The following is a 21,748-nucleotide window of genomic DNA, read 5'->3' on the forward strand; positions in this document are numbered from 1 at the left end:
TAGTGGCGATCCACTTTCGCAGTCACTCGAGGGCAACGGTGTCGCTGTCCGGCGTGACGAAGCGTATTGGCGAGGTTGCATTCGGAGAGCGCGTCGGTGCTGCGCGCGATGTCGCATCCCGTCCCCACGGCGACCACCGAACCGTTTCATGACGCAATTGTCATGCAGCCATCATGTCGATGGACATGGCGCTCGTTATATTTCAATTCATCTCCGCAGCCTTACGACGATGTCGAAGGTTCGGCGCGACCCATGCGAAGCACCGACAGGTGCGCCTTCGCCAGCGAGCCGTTGCCAGGTGCGATCCTGCAATCGCGCGTGCAGATTGTTCCAGATAGAACCGCGTCCTTTTGCAGCAAGCGTCTCCGCATCGCGACGACATGCCGGAAGCGACGCGCGCCACGACCGGCTAACGCACGGCTCTACTCAAAGTCAGTGGTCCGATTCCGAGGCGGCTTATGCACACCTACGCAGAGAGAGATTCCGCAACCGGAAGTAAGCGACGCGGACACAATAAAGTTGTCAAGCAGCCGCATGTTGTGGAATCGAGGTGGGCCGACCAGGTGGAGCGCATCGGGCGCGATGGCGAATGGAATTTTGAACTGGCGGATTCAATGCCTTACCTGATTTCTGAACTTCCTTGCTGGAAGGAGGGCGGGCTGGCGCTTCACGTAAGGAGCGGTCCAACCAATGTGTCTTTTGGCGAGTTAGAGCGCAGCGCTGGCGATGTGTATATCGAGGTAGCGGACGACCACTACTGGACGCTTATAAATGGTGAAAGAGTCTGGGTTCGACCTGATGGAAACTGTTTCTTCAACGCCATCTGGAAGGCACTGCAAGCGTCTGAGAATGTGGATGCGGTCAAACGGATTTTCCGGGGAAAGGTGCCTGCAAGCGAACGGGAGGCAGTGGATTATTTCCGTCGGGAGATACAGGACTACGCGCTCAGTCATCCGGAGCTCGAGGCGATTTTGCTGGGTGACGATGGCCGTCCGAGCGCTCTACGGGGTCAGCCGCAGAGCCGCTGCGAGGTTCGCAAGGCACTCTGCGGTCCGGTGCACGAATCGCTGAGCGCGCGAGATGCCGCCACTGGAAACGGCGTTTGCGCAACACCTGAACATCTCAGGACGCTCTCGGGATTACAGGGAGATGTCGACGAGACGGACGCGGATGAGTTCTTTGACGCATCGGATACCGCCGACGGGCTGGCAAACCCCGAGCGGCGAGAACAGCCTGCGTTAGCGCCACAACGGGCCGGCTCTAACGAAACGTCCCGCCCGCAGAAACGAGTCCGGCGGCTCACACCCTTTGCCAACCAGTATCGCGGTGCTTCAGGCACCGACCGGGAAACGTCCGAAAGTAGCGCCTTCCGTACCGCTGCCCATATTGCAAAGCGGACGAGTGAGCAGATAGGCCGCCCCGCAGCCGTGATGAGCCCAGTCTATGGGGAACGACAAGAGATATTTCGCGCTCTGGGCGCCCATGACGTATTGAAAGCCTTGTCTCCAGTTCTTATCCCCGATGGTTTCGAGGATGCTGCCTGCGATGCAGACTGGATGCCTCCAACCGCACAGGATGCGGGGCTGGCCGATTCGGACCGGGATGAAATAGCCGCATCGTTCCGCACGCCGACAAGAGTTAAATGGAGCACGCCGCTCGTTGAATACCGTCCTATTCCGCTTGCCTGCCACACCGAATCCCAGCGGGTGCTTTTTTCAGCGGGATCCCGGATCAGCGAATGGATCGCCCACAGCGAATTATTGACGTTTGGATATTGGCTACTGGCGAAAGTCTCGCCAACGGCGAGCGTCGCCGCCGCTGCTGGCGCCGCTGTGTATAACCTGGTGACCGCGTTGAAGCAGCGCGATGTGCTGGGCGGACTGATCCAGGCGCTGTCGGCGCTTCCTTATCAGCTACTGTCTCCGCAATCACTTCTATTTGCCGTCGCCGAGGAGACGAAGCGGTATGTCGACGATGTGCTGGACGGGGTAGTTCCCGAATGTCTAAGCGGTCAGCGTGAAAACATTTACATGACTGTCGGGGTTGTCTCACTCATTTCGTACTACGGATATTTTGTTAAGCGGCAGACGGTCAACTCACGCGTCTCCAATGTTCTCCATGGGCCGGCGGTTTACCCCCCAAACGGCTTCCTCTTTGAGAACGATATGCAGCCTCCCGAAACCTCGCTTGGCGAGAAAATAGCGGGAATGATCGGGTATCTGCAGCGGGCGGTACAGAGTTATGCAGTCCTGCAAACGGTGGTCGATGCGAAACCCACGGCCAGCCTCGCCACAGTGGTTGAACCTGTCTGCCCGGTGGATGACGACCCCAATGCCGAGCGAATGAGACTGAGCCACGGGGAGAAGGCTACTCAAAAGCAGGAAAGGCAGGCGCGCTTTATCTACGCGAAATCCCGTATGGCTCGGTTGAGAGCCTCTGCGTCTGCAAGGGGCAGCGCAGCGGCACCTCCCGGTGAGGCTCCAGGTGTGCCTAAGGCCCATCCCGCAGCTAGCCCTCAACACTCGGTTGGATCCTCGAACCCCGTCATCACCGTCGCCGTCGGGACCGCACTTGCTGCGCGCACAGGGCTATCGCGAACGGGTACGCTCCTCGCCGCCATGACCCTAGCCTCCGTTTTCGAATTGACCGCCGGTTTCCCAAGATCAGGAATTTTCCATTCACGAAAGACAAACAACCCCGAAGTTGATGTGCCACAGACTGCCGCCGAACCACTAAGCCGAAAATGCCCCGACGTTGATTCGAACATGCATACCGCGCATTCAAAATGGATTGACTTGAAGGGGAAAAACCTTGAGTGTGTTCGATCCTTCCTCGAAGCTCGATTTGATTATAGGTTTTTTGAAAACGCACTCGATTCAATTTCTGATATAAAAAATGGAGACCGCCCTTCCGGGAAAGATGAGAATATCTACGAAACGGCCGTACGTCAGGCATTTCTCGATTATTCGAATAAGTTGTACCCTCCCGTGTACTACCTCTCCTCAGAAAATCGATATGGCCAGGAATTTTATTCGATTTTGAAAGAAATCAATAATAGCGACGACACGGGATGTACGTCTCAAAAATTTCGGCGTCTCGAGTCAATCCTGATAAAAATAAAAGCCTACGAAACCTTCATCATTCGTAGGCAACAGGGCCTTCGTCCTGAGGGTAAGGAAGGAGTGATTGCCAAATTGGAATCAGTTTTTGATTTGCCAATCGATATCAACCAGCCTCCGTTAGCTATTGAAAGCCTTGATGATTATATTGTCGATCAACTAGGCAACAGGTCCAGAACTGCGCCACCTGGCCCCGTAGCAGAGGGGGTGAGTATTGCGCTTCGATTGTGGGCCGACAACGCATCCAGGGTTCCAATTGGAAAGACCGGCCTCTCCACGGAAATGACATCTGCAATTCGATGCACAATCAAGGCGAAGATCCTCGAACTAAAGGAGGAAATATATAACCTTCGGGGTCCACGCGATCATATCGAATTCGAAATCAAAACCAGGACACTTCTTGCACACCGGTATGCATCCCGTTATATAGAAAATCGCATGGCATTATGCCGTAATTATCGCAATGTCCTGGACAAGATCAAATCAAAACTCCCCGCCGCAGTAACAACCCCGGAAGATGCCACTGTTTTTGAAGCCAGAGCATTGGCCGTCAAAGCGACGCTGCAGATGCTCGGAGAGAATCAAAGCCTACCCCACAGTCTTCACAATTTATCGACGGCGGGCTACCTGGATAATTTCGCCCTGGTCACCGGATCGAGCCCGGAAGTAACGACGTTCGTTTCATTCGCAGAAGCCATATTTTATAAGTCATTGACAGGATCGAGCATTTATGATTTATACTCATACAATCTGGATCCCACTAAATTACTCATCGAGTTTAATAATAAACTCAGCGATCTTCCATTCACAAAGCGGCGCAGCGGGATAGTCGACGAAGCCGAGCAATTCATAAAGAATATCAAGCCAAATGCCGAAACGGGCTCGGACTCTGAATATTACGGCCAGTTCGTAACATTTCGATCTAAATATCTTTCGCCGCTGGCAGAAGCGCTCAGCCTCTTCGCTCTCTTCGATTATGGTTTGCATCCCTACCGGATGCTCATCGAAAAACCGATCAAAGTAATTAAAACAATTGTATTTACAAAACCGGCAACCGAGTCACCTCCATTACCTTCGAAAGAAAGCGCGCAAAGGCGCTTTTTTATGGATATGATAAGTATGCCGATCAAATTTAGAGAAATTGTTTTAAATATATTCGATGCAGGGTATTCGACAGCTGGCGAATTGATCTTTTGTGAAATGGCGTCAGGGAGTTGGACAGTAATCTCCACACTCAACGGACGGTTTATTATCAAGTCCGTAACTGCGGCCGAAATGACCTCAAATAAAATACTCTCGGCTATTTCCTCTGAAAAAGACTACCTTCGGCCTTTACCTGCAATCTCCCCGAAGAAGAATCTTCTGTGGAAGAAAAATCAGTTGTTCACAAAAGTAATACATCCGGTCCTCCGAAATACGACGAGTCTCGATGCGACGATGTTCAGTGAAGCTTATCTTGTTTTAGATAGACCAGACAGAAATGATTTTTCCGGAAATCGACTCATCGAAATCACGGATGCTGCCGCCAAGGCCATGCTTAAAAGAATAATCGACCAGAAAGAGGACCTGGAATTTCACATGCACTGGTGGCAATATATAACCTTGTTTATCCCTGGGTTCGACATGGCTTATCACGCCGTGAATGATCCGGATTATCATCCCTCGAACCAGGAAATCGCAGAAGAAGTAACACTGGATCTTCTCACTCTAGTGTCGATCGCAATTCCAGGTGCGGAACTTTCGTTGCAAAGTGCAAAAGCTTTGCGCATATCAGTGTTCGATAATCTCCTCAAAGGACACAGAGGAAAAGCGCTATTAATGGCAATTTTGGCAGATACGGCAAGGGATCTTTCACTTTTTCCAATCCGCCTTTTTGCGATTGCCAGCTATGAGCTATTTGCGTTCTGGGAGCCGTTGCCGCTCAGGGCCATTTCAACCTCCGTTTTCAGACTCGCCAGAAAATTCAAGTTTAAGTCTGGGTTCAAATTGATATCTCAGAAGGCAGTTGCAAAGGAAAAAATTAACACCATAAATCCTGAAATTCGTGGCGAGTCAAAGCCTGGGGCAAACACCTCCAACAAGGCACAAGGGATTGTGTTAGCGCGAAATGACAATGACATCCGATATTACGAATTCTCATATAGTTTCGAAAATGAAGCTTTGCGACGCGCTCCGGTCAGTGGCGGCAAAGCTAGCCACCTTATTGACTTGACTCGAGTCCAGAGTGAGCCGATCTACAAGATTGTATCCAGTGCGCGCAAACGCGCGTTGAATTCTCTAGACAACGCGCTCAAAGCCCTCACCAATGGAAAAGATGCGCAAAAGGTCGACGAGGCGTTGGACATCTTTCTGGGGAGACACACCGACGTTGTGAAAGAAAGGCTTCGAGAAGAGTTGGCCAAAATCAAGACCTTTCTAAGCAAACTCGACGTCGGGGGCGACGTTTCTTATCAGGCCGGCTATCTCGAGAATCAACCGAAAATACTTATGCTCACGAGAGCGGCTGCCGCACTCGGTGACTGGAAGAATGAGTTACCGCCCATTACCATATACGTCGACGCAGTGGTCGATGCGTCTCTCAGAAAGAGTTTTACCCAAAGCGAGTTCAAAAATTACCTGGCAACCGTTTTAATTCACGAAGCTTATCACGCGGTGAAGCGCAACACGCCCGATTGTAAATACGCGAAAATCTCAGGTAATTCCGTGGACATTGCAGATATCGTTGCGTTACCGGAGCCACAACTGCGGGGAGAAAATGCGCAGGAGATCATGAGGGAATTTGGACTATCGCCATCGGAACTACACGACCTCCTTGAGGCAGCCAATAAAGCGACATTAAAAAATCCGGACAATTTGGCATATTTGACCGCGAGTCTGGATTATATCCGCACCCGGCACTCCGATCACGACAGATTCATCACCGACTATCGTCGATGGAAAATCGATCGAGACTCGCCGCTTGAATGGCAATTTAAGGATCATCAGAAAAAAGGCGGACCGATCCAGCTAACGCACACGGACATTGGCGATCTGGTTCAGGGAGATATCAATCCTCTTGCCAGAAACGGATTGTTGTATCGAAAATCATCTGGTGAGATTCGGCTTGGCTTTGACGCTACAAGATTTGATTCGCATACGATCGAGATGAAAAAAGAGTTTTCTCTCGCCGACAGCAAGTTCTCTGATGTTCTGGATACGTGGAAGGGCGGCGACACTACGTCTCAGGGGAGAGATGACGTTTGGTCAGGGACATGGGGAAAAGATAACTTGCTTAATGACGATATATCCATTGTCGAGTTAACGAGTGGAAAATCTGGAACCGCTGCAATCCGGATAAAATTGGAAGATGTAAAGGAGGGATATCCCGTGGTCGTATCCGGAGGCGAATTGAGTGGATCGACCATTGTTTTCGGGGTGGATGAACAATATTTTTATGCTTTCCACGCGGGGCAGAAAACTGACGATCAGAAGTGGCGCCCTGATCAGGAAGGCGCAGCAAGCATCTATCAGGCCTATCTCGCCCTAAACGGAGAAGTGATACCGAGTTTGGGAATCTCTGAAGACATGGCGCTTGTCAATGAACATAACGAATTAGCAGGTAATCGCGGAATAGTCGATATTCTGGAAAAATACGAAAGTGGCTTTTTTGCTTTTTCAGGAAAATCGGCGGGTAGTCCACCGGGAGAAATGAATGCAGAAAAACCTATCGAATGGCTCGACTACGCGCCGGCGGCAACAGACTCGGCGGTAGAAAAAGGGCGTGCTTATGCGCTGCTGGCTCGATGCGACGGCGATCTGAAAATAACAGCTTATGCTGAGGGTGCTTCGTCGATGCACCCTGGCCGCGGGGCCAGGCAGAAAACACCCGGCAAGCAGTTCGTCCTCAAAGGGACGACGCCGGCTTCGTGACAACCCCTTGCATCACGATGCTTGTACGCGCCCCTGTATAGATGGAGGCCGAGCGTGCGGCCGTGATCGAGATTCGGATGACGCAGGAGGCGAGTACGCCGGGCGCGACGTTAGAACAGATTCGGGAGCAGGGGAGGAAGCTCCGGGGGACGAACTCGCGAGCGCATCAGCGTAGCGAAGAGCGACTGCAACGACGTAGTGGGGCGAATGCTCCTGGTTGATCGAAATCACGAAACCTTGCTAACCGCGCGTGACGACCGCTTGCGAAAGCTAAAGTGGTCAATCAATCATCAGAGGTAGGCGAAAATGCTCAAGACAACTGCACTGATTGTTACGCTTGGTTGTTCCGGTGCTGCGCTAGCCAGCAGCAGTGTGACCTGTCCCGTGCATCCCACGGCGGAATGGCTCAACGAAGCCGACGCTCGCGCACAGATCGAGGCGCATGGCTACAAGATCGCGAAGCTCCAGATCGATGACAATTGCTACGAGGTCGAGGCATACAACCAGGACGGCAGAAAAGTCGAACTGCACTACGACACCAAGACGCTTGCTGTCATCCGGCAGAAGATGGAATGACGGCGAAGCGCCCTGAACAAGGGCGCAAAAAAAGCCCCGCGGCCAGTTCATTCACCGCGGGGCTTTTTCATTGCTGCACGATTGGCGGTGGATTGCTTACTTCCCGCCCACGCTTTGCAGCGTCGTCCACTTGCCGTCGACAACCTTGTACAGCGTGATGCCGCCGTTCTTCAGGTCGCCCTTCGCGTCATACGCGAGGTTAGCCGACGTCACGGCCGGCATCGAGGTCTTCGCGAGCAGCGGCAGGTACTTGGCCGGATCGGTCGAGTTAGCCTTCTTCATGGCGTCGAACATCGCCATTGCACCATCGTAAGCGTACGGCGAATACGTTTGCACGTCTTCGTTGAAGCGCTTCTTGTACTTCGCGACGTAGTCCTTGCCACCCGGCATTTCGTCCAGCGGCAGGCCGGCGAGCGATGCCACCGTGCCGTTCGCCGCGTCACCCGCGATCTGGATGAAGGTCGGCGTGTGGACCATTTCGCCGCCCATCAGCGGCGCCTTGATGCCCAGTGCCTTCATCTGCTTGACCATCGGTGCCGCTTGCGAATCCGCGCCGCCGTAATAGATCAGGTCCGGTTGGACCGACTTCAGCTTGGTCAGGATCGACTTGAAGTCGACAGCCTTGTCGTTCGTGTATTCACGATCGACGATGGTTGCGCCCGATGCCTTCGCTGCCTTTTCGAACTGATCGGCCAGACCTTGGCCGTAAGCCGTGCGGTCGTCGACGATCGCGATCTTCTTCACGCCCAGGCTCTTCACCGCGAACGTGCCGGCGACCGAACCTTGCTGCGTGTCGGACGTCATCATGCGGAACGTGGTCTTGAAACCTTGTTGCGTGTACTCAGGCGCCGTCGCCATGGCGATTTCGGGGATGCCCGCATTCGCGTAGATGCGCGAAGCCGGAATCGTGGTGCCCGAGTTGAAGTGGCCGAGCATGCCCTTGATGCCGTCATCCACCAGCTTTTGTGCAACGGTCGTGCCGGTGCGCGGGTCAGCCTGGTCGTCGGCCGAATCCAGCACGAAGCGAACCGGCTTGCCGCCGATCACCGGCTTGGTGGCGTTCATATCTTCCACCGCCAGCGTGATGCCGTTCTGGAAGTCCTTACCATAGTGCGCCTGAGCGCCCGTCATCGGACCGGCAAAGCCGATCTTCACGTCTTCGGTCGATTGAGCGTTGGCCGTCCCCGCCAGCGACATTGCCGCAACCAGCGCTGCGCCTGCCAGCTGTTTCATCTTGTGTTGCATAGCTTCTCCTTGGTACCAGGTGTGGATGGAGCGGTTTTTCGGGGTCGCCGTACCGCTTCCGTTTTATTGAAGTAATCGATGAGGTTCGCTCAACCGATCGTCATCAAATTCGCATTACCGCCAGCTGCTGCCGTATTCACGCTGACCGAGCGTTCCGTCAACAGACGCTCGAGCGCGTAGTCGTCATCGCCGCTTTCCAGCGCGCGAGCCGCGACGCCCTGTACCGAGACGATCGGCCCCGCACGTTTCGCCACTTCCTTCACCAGCGCCAGCAGTTCGTCGCTATCGCCTTCGAACAGCACCGCGTCGAACGGCGTATCGGCGCTCTTCTTCACGCTTGCGTAAGACTTCAACGCGGCAGGCAGCTGCGACACCAATTGTTCACCCGCCGCGCCCTCGAACAACGCGCGATTTCCCGTAGCCAGCGCGGCGGCGAACTGCACGCGCGCACCGCTCGCCGTCGAGGCGATACACAGCACCGTGCCGCGCGCGCCCAGCGTGTAAGTATTGCGCTCGCCGGTCGGCCCAGACAATACCGCAGTTGCGCCCGCCAGCACATGCGAAAGGTAACCGTCGACGCGTGCAGCCAACACCGGTTGCTGTTCGCCGATCAGCCAGTCGCGGTAAGCGGTCAACGCAGCAGACGGATTGTCACCGCCGCGATTATCCCCGTTTGCGCCCGCTTGCGGCGCATCCACGATCAACGCATCGGCCAGCGACTTCGGCAATCCCGCCGGACGCGTCGCCAGCAGACGTTGCAGATATAGCGCGCCGCCTGCTTTCGGACCCGTGCCCGACAGACCTTCGCCGCCGAACGGCTGGACCCCCACCACCGCGCCGATCACGTTGCGGTTCACATAAATGTTGCCGACATGCGCGCGGCTGATCACGTGGGCGATGGTTTCGTCGATCCGCGTATGGATGCCGAGCGTCAGGCCGTAACCGGTCGTACGGATCTGTTCGAGCAGCTTGTCCAACTGGTTGCGGCGGTAGCGCACCACATGCAGCACCGGGCCGAACACTTCACGCTTCAATTCGTCGATGCTGTCGAGTTCGATCAGCGTCGGCGGAACAAACGTGCCTTGTGCGCCGCCTTCCGGCATCGGCAGTTGCTCGACCTTGCGGCCTTTCTCGCGCATCGCCGCGACGTGCGCGTCGATGCCGCGCTTCGCATCGAGGTCGATCACCGGGCCGACATCGATCGACAGGCGGTCCGGATTGCCCACTGACAGTTCGCGCATCGCGCCCGTCAGCATTTCCAGCGTGCGGTCCGCCACATCTTCTTGTAGACAAAGAACGCGCAACGCCGAACACCGTTGACCGGCGGAATCGAACGACGACTGCAGCACGTCCGCGACCACCTGTTCAGCAAGCGCCGACGAATCGACGATCATCGCGTTCTGACCGCCGGTTTCGGCGATCAGTGGAATCGGCTTGCCTTCCGGGTCGAGGCGATTCGAGAGCGTCTTGTTGATCAAACGCGCGACTTCGGTCGAACCGGTGAACATCACCGCACGGGTGCGCGGATCGGCCACCAGAGCGGCGCCGACCGTTTCGCCGTCGCCCGGCAACAATTGCACCGCGCCCGCCGGCACGCCGGCTTCGCGCAGGATACGCACGGCTTGTGCGGCGATCAGCGGCGTTTGTTCAGCCGGCTTCGCGAGCACGGTATTACCCGCCGCCAACGCCGCAGCCACCTGGCCCATGAAAATCGCCAGCGGGAAGTTCCACGGGCTGATACAGACCACCGGACCCAGCGGGCGGTGCGTATCGTTGGAGAATTCGTTGCGGATCTGCGTCGAGTAGTAGCGCAGGAAATCAATCGCTTCGCGGATTTCCGCGACCGCGTTCGCCAGCGACTTGCCGGCTTCACGCACCACGAGACCCATCAGCGTGTGCATCTGCGCTTCAAGCAGATCGGCGGCACGCGCGAGGCAATCGGCGCGGGCATCGACCGGCGTCGCTTGCCAGATCGGCGCGGCGGCGACGGCGTGTGCCAACGCGGCGCTCACATGTTCCGACGTCGCTTCGACGACCGTACCGACGAGGTCGCGATGATCGGCCGGGTTGCGCACGTCACGTGCGGCACCCACGGCGATCTCGTTGTCTTCGAGCATCGGCGCGGCGCGCCACGGGTGATGCGCACTCGCCAGCAATGCCGACGACAGCGAAGCCAGACGATGTTCGTTCGACAGATCGAGGCCCATCGAATTGAGCCGCTCGGCGCCGAACAGATTGCGCGGCAGCGGAATTTTCGCGTGCGGCGCACCGAGCGGCACGATCTTCGAGGCTTCGTCGACCGGATCGGCGATCAGGTCCTTGATCGCGACGTTTTCGTCGGCGATGCGGTTCACGAACGACGTGTTCGCGCCGTTTTCCAGCAGACGGCGCACGAGGTACGCGAGCAGCGTTTCATGTGTGCCGACCGGCGCATACACGCGGCACGGACGGTTCAGCTTGTCGCGGCCGGTGACTTCCTCATACAGCGGCTCGCCCATGCCGTGCAGGCACTGGAACTCGTACTGGCCGGGGTAGTAGTTGTTGCCCGCGAGGTGATAGATCGCCGACAACGTATGCGCGTTGTGCGTGGCGAACTGCGGATAGACCGCGTCCGGCGCGCCGAGCAGCTTCTTGGCGCAGGCGAGGTACGACACGTCCGTGTAGATCTTGCGCGTGTAGACCGGATAGCCTTCGAGGCCGTCCACTTGCGCGCGCTTGATTTCGGTATCCCAGTACGCGCCCTTCACGAGGCGAACCATGATGCGGTGACGGCTGCGGCGCGCCAGATCGACGATGTAATCGATCACGAACGGGCAGCGCTTCTGATACGCCTGCACCACGAAACCGATGCCATTCCAGCCGGCCAGTTCCGGATCGAAGCATAGCGCTTCGAGCAGATCGAGCGAGATTTCGAGGCGGTCGGCTTCTTCAGCGTCGATATTCAGGCCAATGTCGTAGCGGCGCGCGAGGACCGCCAGCGAGCGCACGCGCGGCAGCAGTTCGCTCATCGCGCGTTCCTGCTGCGAACGCGAATAGCGTGCGTGCAGCGCCGACAGCTTGATCGAAATGCCCGGGCCCTCGTAAATGCCACGGCCGCCGGCCGCCTTGCCGATCGCGTGGATCGCCTGCTCGTACGACGCGTAGTAGCGCTGCGCGTCGGCTTCGGTGGTGGCCGCTTCGCCGAGCATGTCGTACGAGTAGCGGAAACCGCGTGCTTCGTACTTGCGGCTGTTGGCCAGCGCTTCGGAGATGTTCTCGCCGGTGACGAACTGCTCGCCCATCAGGCGCATCGCCATGTCCACGCCCTTCCTGATCAGCGGCTCGCCGCCCTTGCCGATCAGGCGCGTGAGCGCCGAGGAGAGACCCGTTTCGCTATTGGTCGTCACCAGCTTGCCGGTGATCATCAAGCCCCACGTCGCGGCGTTGACGAACAGCGACGGCGCCTGGCCAACGTGCGATTTCCAGTCGCCCTTGCTGATCTTGTCGCGGATCAGCGCGTCACGCGTGGCACGGTCGGGAATGCGCAGCAGCGCTTCGGCGAGGCACATCAGCGCCACGCCTTCCTGGCTCGACAGCGAGAATTCGTGGATCAGCCCTTCGACGCCACCACCCTTGCTCTTCGTGCGCAGCGTTTCGACCAGCTTGCCGGCCATCGCTTGCACGTCGCCCGCGAGATTGGCCGGCAGACGCGCCTGGCCGAGCAGGAACGGCACGCATTCCGGCTCGGGACGGCGATACGCAGCGGTGATCGCCGCGCGCAGCACCGATTGCGGTTGCACGTTCTGCGCAAATTCGAGGAATGGATGCGACGCACCGTCTTCCTCCTGTTCCACCGCGGCGCCGTCAGCCAGATCGGCCGAGCCGGTGTGGCCCGACAATTCAGGAGGTAATTGGCCGTGCTCGATCTTTTCGAGGTAGGCGAAGATCGCCTGCTTGATCAGCCAGTGCGGAGTGCGTTCGAGGCGAGTGGCGGCATCTTTCAGCCGGGAACGCAGGAGGTCGTCGACCTTGACGCCAAGGGTGGTGCTAGCCATGTTTCCTTCTTCGGATACCAGACTAATTCGCTGGCGAAAGACTAAAAGTTGAGCGAATCGTACGCCTCCCAATAAAAAGGTGCAACCATGCGCCCCGCATGGTTGCACCCTCGTGAAAGCCCGATACGACGGGGGTTCGCGCCGGATGGCGCCGCACGAGGCGATGGCGGTTGCGCTCAGTACTTTCCCTGGCGTGATTCTTTTCGCTTTTACCCTTATCAGATTGCTCGACGCGCCGTTATATAGAACATGGATGGTCGCGGCCGCAAGGCACGCACATAAAAACGGTACGGGGTTTTAGAGGACTGGCGAAATGGAAAAGTGGTTGGTGGTATTGGGCATCTGGGCCATGTGTGCAACGTGCGCCGTGCTGTTCATTCGTGGCGCGACGGGTGGTTCGAGCAAACGTGCAGCAGATAAACGCGCGCGGCCGGCATCGTGCGCATCGGCCGGCGACGCGCGAGCCGCGTTGAACGATTGAATGGCTGAACCCGGCGACTCGCGATAGGCATCGCGACGCCGGTCTCGACTGACACAGCGAGCAGTGAAGCAGCGCCGCCCGGTTCGACCAGCGGCGCGGCAAACGCGCGCGTCAGTGTTGCGGGATCGGCTCGAACTGAGTGCAGGTGTCGTCGGGCGAAACGAGCTGGTTGTGCAGACGGCATAGCCGGCTATCCGCGCGACGATAGGCGTCAGATGTCGAGCGGGTCGACTTCGAGATTCCAGCGCAACACGCCTTTCAGGCCGCGCAGCATCGGTTGCCACGCGCGCAAAGTAGCCTGCAACGCGGCCCGCGACGCGCTCTCGATCAGCAATTGCGCGCGATGCACGTGCATCACCTTGACGATGGTGAGCGGCACGGCGTCATAGACCGTCACGCGCTCAGCGGCCGGGATCTCCGTGAGCGCGGCAGCGGCCTGCTGCAGGAAGGCGAGCGCGGCTTCGAGCGTGCGGCCTTCAGCGCGCAGCAAAGCCTGATAGACAAACGGCGGCAGATGGGCATCGCGCCGCTCGGCCAGCGTCGAACTGGCAAAGCCGACGTAGTCATGCCGCCCCAGCGCGTGATACAGCGCATGGCGCGGGTAGCGCGTCTGTACCAGCACTTCGCCCGGCAAACCGGCGCGGCCGGCGCGGCCACTCACTTGCATCAATTGCGCGAAGAGGCGTTCGCTCGCGCGGAAGTCGTGTGAAAACAAGGCGGTGTCGGCGTTCAGCACACCGACCAGCGACACCCGCTGGAAGTCGTGGCCCTTCGCAATCATCTGCGTGCCGACGAGGATGTCGACCTCGCCTGCATGGACATCCGAGAACAGCGCCTGCGCGCTGCCTTTGCGGCGCGTGCTGTCGGCGTCGATACGCAGCACGCGGGCGCCGGGCACCGCGCTCGCCAGCGTTTCTTCGACGCGTTGCGTGCCGCGTCCCATCGGCGCGATGTCGATATTGCCGCAGTCCGGGCACGAGCGCGGAATGCGCGATTCCCAGCCGCAGTGGTGGCAGCGCAGCGCACGTTCGGGTTTATGCAACACGACGTAGGCGCTGCAACGCGGACAACCCGCGACCCAGCCGCAGGCATCGCAGGCGAGCTGCGGCGCGTAGCCGCGCCGGTTCAGGAACACGAGGCTCTGCTCGCCGCGCTCGAGCCGCGCTTTCAACGCCGCGATCAACGGCCCGGACAAACCCTCCACCGAGGCCCGCCCACGCCGCCGCTCTTCTTCCAGATCGATCAGCTTGACGGTCGGCAGAACCGCCTCGGCGACTGCACGGCGCGACAGGGTAAGGCGCTTATAGCGCCCTTGATCCGCCTGCCACCAGCTTTCCAGCGACGGCGTGGCTGAGCCGAGCACAACCGGCAAACCGAGTTGCTTGGCGCGATAGATCGCCAGATCGCGCGCCGAATAGCGCAGCCCTTCCTGCTGCTTGTAGGCCGGATCGTGTTCCTCGTCGACGACGATGATCGCGAGTTTTGGCAGCGATGCAAGCACCGCCAGCCGCGTGCCGAGCACAATGCGGGCGCGCCCGGTGTGCGCCGCGAACCAGTTGCGGGCCCGTTCGCCTTCCGCGAGACCGCTGTGCAGCGTGACGATCGACGTGCCTTCGAGCACGGCAAAGCGCGCACGGAAGGCCGACTCGAACTGCGGCGTCAGATTGATTTCAGGAACGAGGACGAGTGCCTGCGCGTCGGGCCTCGCCGCCAGAATCTCGGCGAGCGCACGCAGATACACCTCGGTCTTGCCGCTGCCGGTCACGCCGTGCAGCAGGAACGGCGCGAAACCGTTCGCGTCGCGGATCGCTTCGACTGCGCTCGCCTGTTCGCCAGTAAGGGTGGGTAGAGCCGGTGCGGGTAGATCCGGCGATGCGGCGGGGGCGAGCACCTCAGCGGCTTCGATCACCTCCAGCGCAACCCAGCCTTCGGCCTGCCATGCGTCGAGGGTTGCAATGGCTTTGGGGTGGAGTGCGCGCGCGTCGGCGGCAATCAGAAATTCGGCCTCGGCGAGGGCCGAGGCAAGCTTGCGCAATGCGCTGGCACGCACAGGCAATGTTTGCGGCAACGCGGCGCGGCCCTCGGCCGTCAGGCTGTAACGCTCCTCCGGTGCGAACAGGCGCGACCAGCGCGAGGCGTCACGCAGGGCTTGCGGCAAAGCGGGTAGGGCCACTTCCCCGAGGCCGCGCTGATAGTAATCGGCAGCGAAGGTTGCCAAAGCCAGCCATTCGCCCGACACCGGCGGACAGGCGGTACAGACATTGTTGACCGCCCGCAGGCGCTCAGCGGGCACGTCACTGTGAGTGGTCACTTCGCATACGAGACCCACCACGTGACGCTTGCCGAACGGCACGCTCACCAGCATGCCCGGCGCGACGCGCTCGGGCGTATCACAGCGGTAGTCGAACAAAGTCGGCAGCGGGTGATCCAGCGCGACGCGGACGAACACGTCACTCACGCGGCGGTGTGGATCAGGTAGATGGATGCGGCACGAGGCCGCATCACGGTACACATTGAGCAAACCGCGAACCCATCGAAGTTAAAGTAAAACTTCAATTTCCGCGCTAAGTTTTGGATTCGGCTGAACAATTGCAATCGGCCCGCTTGCCTGTGGATAACTTTGTTGAGAACTTCGTTCAGAAGAGCCAAGAACCGCGCCGCAGCGGCCTTCTGTGGGATTCCGCACATTTTGTCGTGAACCCTTGAAACCCTTGCCAGACAAGGCTTAGATCAAATGCGCCAGCAATGTGCAAGGGCCGGGGTACGACAAAAGCCTCTACCGCGCCGCAATGCGCTCAATGTGCATAAGTCAAGTCTTGACTTTCACAGGACCGCCACCTGACGGCCCGCTGACTACAATTATTCCCTTAGACCGAGAGCCCAATTCGCTGCGCCGCAGCCAAAGTGGCAGCGATTACGGCGTCAGGTTGGTGCATGCGCGCCGCTGCGAATTGCGCGGCTATGACGATGGACTTCGTCCACGAGTTCGGCAACGTGCTCCGGCGGCGTGAACTGCGAAATGCCGTGGCCGAGATTGAAAACGTGGCCGGGATGATTCCCGAAGCTGTCGAGCACGGCGCGCGCCTCCATGCGGATCGAAGCCGGCGGCGCAAACAGCACTGAAGGGTCGATATTGCCTTGCAGCGCCACCTTGCTACCCACGCGCTCGCGCGCCTTGCTCAGGTTCACGGTCCAGTCGAGACCGACCGCATCCACGCCGCTATCGGCGATCTCGTCGAGCCACAAGCCACCGCCCTTCGTGAAGGTGATCACCGGCACTTTTTCACCGTCGTGATCGCGCTTCAACTGGCTCACGACCTGCTGGATGTACTGCAACGAGAAGCGCTGGTAGACGCCGTCAGCGAGCGCCCCACCCCACGTGTCGAAAATCATCACGGCTTGCGCGCCGGCTTCGATCTGCGCATTCAGGTACGCCGCAACCGACTTCGCGTTGACGTCCAGAATTCGGTGCATCAGGTCCGGGCGCGCGTACAACATTGATTTGACCGTGCGGAAGTCCGCCGACCCGCCGCCTTCGACCATGTAACACGCCAACGTCCACGGGCTACCCGAAAAACCGATCAGCGGCACGCGTTGACGGCCTTGCGCGTCGGTCAGCGCGGTGCGGATTTCGCGCACCGCGTCGGTCACGTAGCGCAGCGTGGCGTCGATATCCGGCACCGCGAGGCGCGCCACATCATCTTCCGTGCGCACCGGCCGGGCGAATTTTGGGCCCTCGCCGGTGACGAACTCGAGACCCAGACCCATGGCGTCCGGCACCGTCAGGATGTCGGAGAACAGGATCGCGGCGTCGAGCGGATAGCGCTCGAGCGGCTGCAGCGTGACCTCCGTTGCGTACGCCGGGTTCTTCGCCAGGCCGAGAAAACTGCCCGCGCGACCCCGCGTGGCGTTGTATTCCGGCAGGTAGCGGCCAGCCTGCCGCATCAGCCAGATCGGCGTGTACTCGGTCGGCTGGCGCAGCAGCGCGCGCAGGAAAGTGTCGTTCAGGAGTTTATGGGCCACGTTGCATACGACTGAAGGCAAAGAAGCATTTTACCGGACCCGGCTGGCCGCATCGCGCTTGATGCGGGCAATAACTGTGGCGCACCTTGCTTGCGGCCAGCTTTTTTGCTGCCCCGTGCGGCGCCATGGCCCAGCTGAACGGCCAATGTTCAAGCGCGAATTACCGGGCTATCATCCGACGGCCTTACCAAACAATTACGCACAACCAAGGAGACTCGATGAACAAGGCAGCACTCGCACTGCTCGGCATTTTGGCCAGTGTTTTGATGCACGCAGGCGTGGCCCAGGCGCAGACCAGCGCCACCGCCGCGGCGCCCTCACGGCTCGACGAAATCCTCACGCGCGGCACGCTGCGTGCCTGTACGACCGGCGACTACAAGCCGTATTCGTTTTACAAGGCAGACGGCCAGTTCGAAGGCATCGATATCGACATGACCGAGTCGCTCGCCAAATCGCTCGGCGTAAAGGCGGAATTCGTCAAAACGTCATGGCCGAACCTGATGAACGACTTCGTCGCAAAATGCGATATCGGCGTGGGCGGTGTTTCGCCGACGCTCGAGCGGCAGAAGCGCGCATTTTTCACGCAGGCGTACATGATCGACGGCAAAACGCCGATCGTCCGGTGTGACGACGTCAGCAAATATCAAACGGTAGCGCATATCGATCAGCCGGAGACCCGCGTGATCGTCAATCCGGGCGGCACCAACGAGCGTTTCGCCAAGCAGTATTTCCCGCACGCGAACCTGACCGTCTATCCCGACAACGTCACGATCTTCAAACAGATCCTCGCCGGCAAGGCCGACGTGATGGTGACGGATGCGTCGGAGACCTTGTTGCAGCAAAAGCTGAATCCGGGTCTCTGCTCGGTGCATCCGGACAAACCGTTTCAGTATGGCGAGAAGGCCTGGTTGCTGCCGCGCGGCGATGTGACATTCCAGCAGTACGTCGATCAGTGGTTGCACCTTGCGCGAGCAACCGGCGAGTACCAGGCGATCTCGGATAAATGGCTGAAGTAAAGGTTGCGGGGTGCCGCCCGCATCCTGCCCAATCGGAAAAACCATGCGGCTTGATTGATTAATAGGTCCGCATGGTTGACACAATCATGTAACCAGACGCCAAGGTGTTAAGCAAAAATCTGAACGATCCGGTTGAACAGAGGGGTCAACGAACCGGCCACTTGGGCGTCTTTAGCGCACGCGTGGGGTGTTGCAGTGCAGCGCGCGCATTTGTCCGCGAACGGACGGGCTTCGCAAGGCTGGAAAAGCGGCAGTATTACAGCCGATTCGTCCAGAAAAGGATGAGCATGCAACTAGTTCATGCGGAATCGACTGAATGGATTACGCCGCGATATGCATCGCGAATAGCATCAATCAATCGTATGAAATAGCCCAACAGTCATAGGTAAAAAATACGTTTAAAACGTTTCGGATTGGAAATAAATCCCTCAACGCCTTATCTGGCGGGCGTTACAACCTGAAACACTTTGTTACCGTGCTGGTAGGTTAATTCGCCCACAATGCCCTCAACGGTTTCAACACGGATGTGGCGGGGTGCGTGGTGTGAGCGGATACGATGCACTTGCCGGTCGGCGTATGCCGAAGCCCTGTGAAGGGGCATCCCTGCTGGGGCCGTAGTCGACGCAGGGTCGTCGTCTCAGTTGGTTCCATCATTGGTCTCCTCGCGCTAACCCCGTAGCGTGTGGTTTTTAGCGGGCTCCAGGCCCGCTTTTTTTTCGTCTGGTCAAACGTTTGCGAGCTTTTCAGCGGGCCGATTTGCGGTTTTCAAACCGCGCGTTCCCCCGCTCACGGCGCCCTGTCACAGCAAACGGTTTCCCTCAAAATGTCGGCCGGCGCCACGCGAGTCTTCGTGCGGCGCCGAACCAGCATGACCATCAGGCCGTTTTGTCTTCCTGCACCTTCAATTCACTGATCATCCGTTCGCGCATGACGAATTTTTGCACTTTGCCGGTCACCGTCATGGGTAATTCGTCGACGAAGCGGATGTACTTCGGCACCTTGTAGTGGGCGATTTGGCCCTGGCAGAACTGCTGGATTTCCTCGGCTGTGGCCTGCTCTCCTGAACGCAATACGATCCACGCACACACTTCCTCACCGTATTTCGCGTCGGGCACGCCAAACACCTGCACGGTCTGGATTTTCGGATGGCGGAACAGAAATTCTTCGATCTCACGCGGGTAGATGTTTTCGCCGCCGCGAATCAGCATGTCCTTCAGGCGGCCGACGATGTTGCAGTAGCCGTCGGCGTCGAGCGTCGCCAGATCGCCGGTATGCATCCAGCCTTCGACGATGCTTTCCCGCGTCTTCGCTTCGTCCCCCCAGTAGCCTTGCATCACCGAATAGCCCTTGGTGCACAGTTCGCCCGTTTCCCCCACCGGCACGATGTTGCCGAGCGGATCGACGATCTTCACTTCCAGATGCGGCTGGATACGGCCGACCGTCGTGGTGCGCTTGTCGAGCGGGTCGGTGGTCGAACTCTGGAAGGACACCGGGCTCGTTTCCGTCATGCCATAAGCGATGGTGATCTCGCTCAGATGCATCTTCGCGACAACCTTCTTCATCGTCTCGATCGGGCACGGCGAGCCGGCCATGATGCCCGTGCGCAAACGCGAGAAATCGTAGGTGGCGAAATCCGGATGATCGAGTTCGGCGATGAACATGGTCGGCACACCGTGCAGCGCGGTGCACTGCTCTTCGGCGACGGCCGCGAGCGTTGCAGCCGGGTCGAAGCCCTCGCCCGGGAACACCATATTCGCGCCGACCGATACGCACGCAAGCACCGCCAGCACCATGCCGAAGCAGTGATAAAGCGGGACGGGAATGCACAAGCCGTCCTGCTCCGTTAGACGCATCGCCATCGCGATATAGCGCGCATTGTTGACGACATTCCTATGCGTCAACGTCGCACCCTTCGGATTGCCTGTCGTGCCGCTGGTGAACTGAATGTTGATTGGATCGTGGCAGGACAGCGTCGCGCCGATGGTGTCGAGTTTTGCGACGTCGAGTGTTGCGCGGCCCTGCTCGATCACGTCGGAGAAGGTCAGCATGCCGGGCGTTTCCGTGTCGCACATGCGGATCACGTAGCGCAGATCGGGCAGGCGAGCGGCGCGCAGTTCGCCCGGATTTTGCGTCGCCAGCTCCGGCGCGAGCTCCTGCAGCATCTCGAGATACATCGACGTCTTGAAACGCTCGGCCGCGATGATCGCCTTGCAGCCCACCTTGTTCAAGGCGTACTCGAGTTCCGCGAGCCGGTAAGCCGGGTTGATGTTGACGAGCACGGCGCCGATGCGTGCCGTCGCGAACTGCGTAAGCAGCCATTCCACCCGGTTCGGCGACCAGATGCCGACGCGGTCGCCCTTCACGATGCCGAGTGCGAGAAGACCGGCCGCCAGCACGTCGATTTCTTCGGCGAACTCCTTCCATGTCCAGCTGATTCCTTGCTCACGAAACACCACGGCCGGGCGCTCAGGGAAACGCGCCGCGGTGTCGCGCAGAAACTGGCCTACCGGTGCTTCGCTCAACGGGATCTCGGTGGACCCGCGAACATACGACAGGTTGTCCTTGGGTTCGATGAGTGCGCCTTCGCCTGACAGGTGGGTTGCCATGGTGTTGTCTCCGTGAGCGGAAGCTCGCCCAGCCGATTGAAATGGATTTGAAACCGATTGTGCCACCGGCGTATGTCCGTCCGGCATCAAGTGTTACCCGCCCTCTGCAGCAGCCCTGGCTGCTGCGCTTGTTCAAGGCCTGATCCGAGCCTACGATTCTGCTCACCTTTCCGTAAACGTCAAGTAGAGGTCAAAAAAAAGCAGCCGCGAAGGCTGCTTTTTCTCTGATACGTACGGCTTATTTCTGACCGCGCAGCTTGCGCAAACGCTGGATCGCAGCGAGCTGAGCCGTCGCGTACGCCAGTTCCGCTTGCGCGGTGGCGTATTCGAGGTTCGAACCCGTGTTTTGCAGCGCTTCTTCCGCACGCTTGCGTGCATCTTCGGCCTTGGCTTCGTCGAGATCCTTGCCGCGAATGGCCGTGTCGGCGAGAACCGTCACTGCGCCCGGCTGGACTTCGAGAATGCCGCCGGCGACGAACACAAACTCTTCTTCGCCGTTTTCAACTTCGATGCGCACCGCGCCCGGACGAATCCGCGTGATAAGCGGCGTGTGGCCCGGCAAAATGCCGAGTTCACCCGCTTCGCCCGGCAGCGCGACGAACTTCGCCTGGCCCGAGAAGATCTGCTCTTCCGCGCTGACGACGTCTACTTTAATAGTTGCCATATCGACTCCTGTGTCGACCAGAGTTAGCGCTTTAGCGCTTACTCTGGCCCCATGCAAAGCTCGACCAGAGTTGGC

10 protein-coding genes are annotated in these 21,748 nt (G+C 58.7%); 4 read left to right on the forward strand and 6 right to left on the reverse strand.

Annotated features, from left to right (window positions below):
• Positions 1-458: 458 nt before the first annotated feature.
• A complete protein-coding gene (locus AYM40_RS20000; RefSeq protein WP_063497697.1) occupies positions 459-7,028 on the forward strand; it encodes a cytotoxic necrotizing factor Rho-activating domain-containing protein in 6,570 nt (2,189 codons plus the stop codon).
• 306 nt (positions 7,029-7,334) lie between these two features.
• Positions 7,335-7,604, forward strand: a complete 270-nt coding sequence (locus AYM40_RS20005; RefSeq protein ID WP_063497698.1) for a PepSY domain-containing protein — start codon at positions 7,335-7,337, stop codon at positions 7,602-7,604.
• Between the two features lie 96 nt (positions 7,605-7,700).
• Here AYM40_RS20005 and AYM40_RS20010 read toward each other — a convergent pair whose 3' ends face one another.
• Together AYM40_RS20010 and putA are read right to left on the reverse strand one after the other, a co-directional pair.
• Entirely contained in the window at positions 7,701-8,849 is a 1,149-nt protein-coding gene (locus tag AYM40_RS20010) for a branched-chain amino acid ABC transporter substrate-binding protein (RefSeq protein ID WP_063497699.1), read from the reverse strand.
• An 89-nt stretch (positions 8,850-8,938) separates the two neighbouring features.
• Complete coding sequence (gene putA, locus AYM40_RS20015; RefSeq protein ID WP_063497700.1) at positions 8,939-12,883, reverse strand: trifunctional transcriptional regulator/proline dehydrogenase/L-glutamate gamma-semialdehyde dehydrogenase; 3,945 nt, start codon at positions 12,881-12,883, stop codon at positions 8,939-8,941.
• A gap of 313 nt (positions 12,884-13,196) precedes the next feature.
• Between putA and AYM40_RS41945 the strand changes: the two genes are divergently transcribed.
• A complete protein-coding gene (locus AYM40_RS41945; RefSeq protein WP_181448390.1) occupies positions 13,197-13,364 on the forward strand; it encodes a hypothetical protein in 168 nt (55 codons plus the stop codon).
• Positions 13,365-13,575: 211 nt separating this feature from the next.
• Here the strand turns inward: AYM40_RS41945 and AYM40_RS20025 are convergent, their stop codons facing one another.
• Positions 13,576-15,822, reverse strand: a complete 2,247-nt coding sequence (locus AYM40_RS20025; RefSeq protein WP_181448391.1) for a primosomal protein N' — start codon at positions 15,820-15,822, stop codon at positions 13,576-13,578.
• A 464-nt stretch (positions 15,823-16,286) separates the two neighbouring features.
• Positions 16,287-17,387 carry a uroporphyrinogen decarboxylase gene (gene hemE / locus AYM40_RS20035; RefSeq protein ID WP_063497703.1) on the reverse strand — a complete coding sequence of 367 codons (1,101 nt, stop codon included), beginning with the start codon at positions 17,385-17,387 and terminating at the stop codon, positions 16,287-16,289.
• 218 nt (positions 17,388-17,605) lie between these two features.
• Between hemE and AYM40_RS20040 the strand changes: the two genes are divergently transcribed.
• Positions 17,606-18,403: a transporter substrate-binding domain-containing protein gene (locus tag AYM40_RS20040; RefSeq protein ID WP_063497704.1), complete on the forward strand. Its 798-nt coding sequence runs from the start codon at positions 17,606-17,608 to the stop codon at positions 18,401-18,403.
• Positions 18,404-19,278: 875 nt separating this feature from the next.
• Here the strand turns inward: AYM40_RS20040 and AYM40_RS20045 are convergent.
• Both AYM40_RS20045 and AYM40_RS20050 read right to left on the reverse strand, forming a co-directional pair.
• Positions 19,279-21,009, reverse strand: coding sequence for an AMP-binding protein (locus AYM40_RS20045; protein WP_063497705.1), 1,731 nt, complete (start codon positions 21,007-21,009; stop codon positions 19,279-19,281).
• A gap of 238 nt (positions 21,010-21,247) precedes the next feature.
• Positions 21,248-21,673 carry a F0F1 ATP synthase subunit epsilon gene (locus AYM40_RS20050; protein ID WP_063497706.1) on the reverse strand — a complete coding sequence of 142 codons (426 nt, stop codon included), beginning with the start codon at positions 21,671-21,673 and terminating at the stop codon, positions 21,248-21,250.
• Between the last annotated feature and the right edge of the window lie 75 nt (positions 21,674-21,748).

Source organism: Paraburkholderia phytofirmans OLGA172 (assembly GCF_001634365.1).
Lineage (GTDB): Bacteria > Pseudomonadota > Gammaproteobacteria > Burkholderiales > Burkholderiaceae > Paraburkholderia.

Bases quoted from the DNA above. Each gene is read 5' to 3' on its own strand.
- AYM40_RS41945 (WP_181448390.1), top strand. From the start codon at position 13,197: ATGGAAAAGTGGTTGGTGGTATTGGGCATCTGGGCCATGTGTGCAACG.
- AYM40_RS20040 (WP_063497704.1), top strand. From the start codon at position 17,606: ATGAACAAGGCAGCACTCGCACTGCTCGGCATTTTGGCCAGTGTTTTG.
- AYM40_RS20000 (WP_063497697.1), top strand. From the start codon at position 459: ATGCACACCTACGCAGAGAGAGATTCCGCAACCGGAAGTAAGCGACGC.
- AYM40_RS20005 (WP_063497698.1), top strand. From the start codon at position 7,335: ATGCTCAAGACAACTGCACTGATTGTTACGCTTGGTTGTTCCGGTGCT.
- AYM40_RS20050 (WP_063497706.1), bottom strand. From the start codon at position 21,673: ATGGCAACTATTAAAGTAGACGTCGTCAGCGCGGAAGAGCAGATCTTC.
- putA (WP_063497700.1), bottom strand. From the start codon at position 12,883: ATGGCTAGCACCACCCTTGGCGTCAAGGTCGACGACCTCCTGCGTTCC.
- AYM40_RS20010 (WP_063497699.1), bottom strand. From the start codon at position 8,849: ATGCAACACAAGATGAAACAGCTGGCAGGCGCAGCGCTGGTTGCGGCA.
- AYM40_RS20045 (WP_063497705.1), bottom strand. From the start codon at position 21,009: ATGGCAACCCACCTGTCAGGCGAAGGCGCACTCATCGAACCCAAGGAC.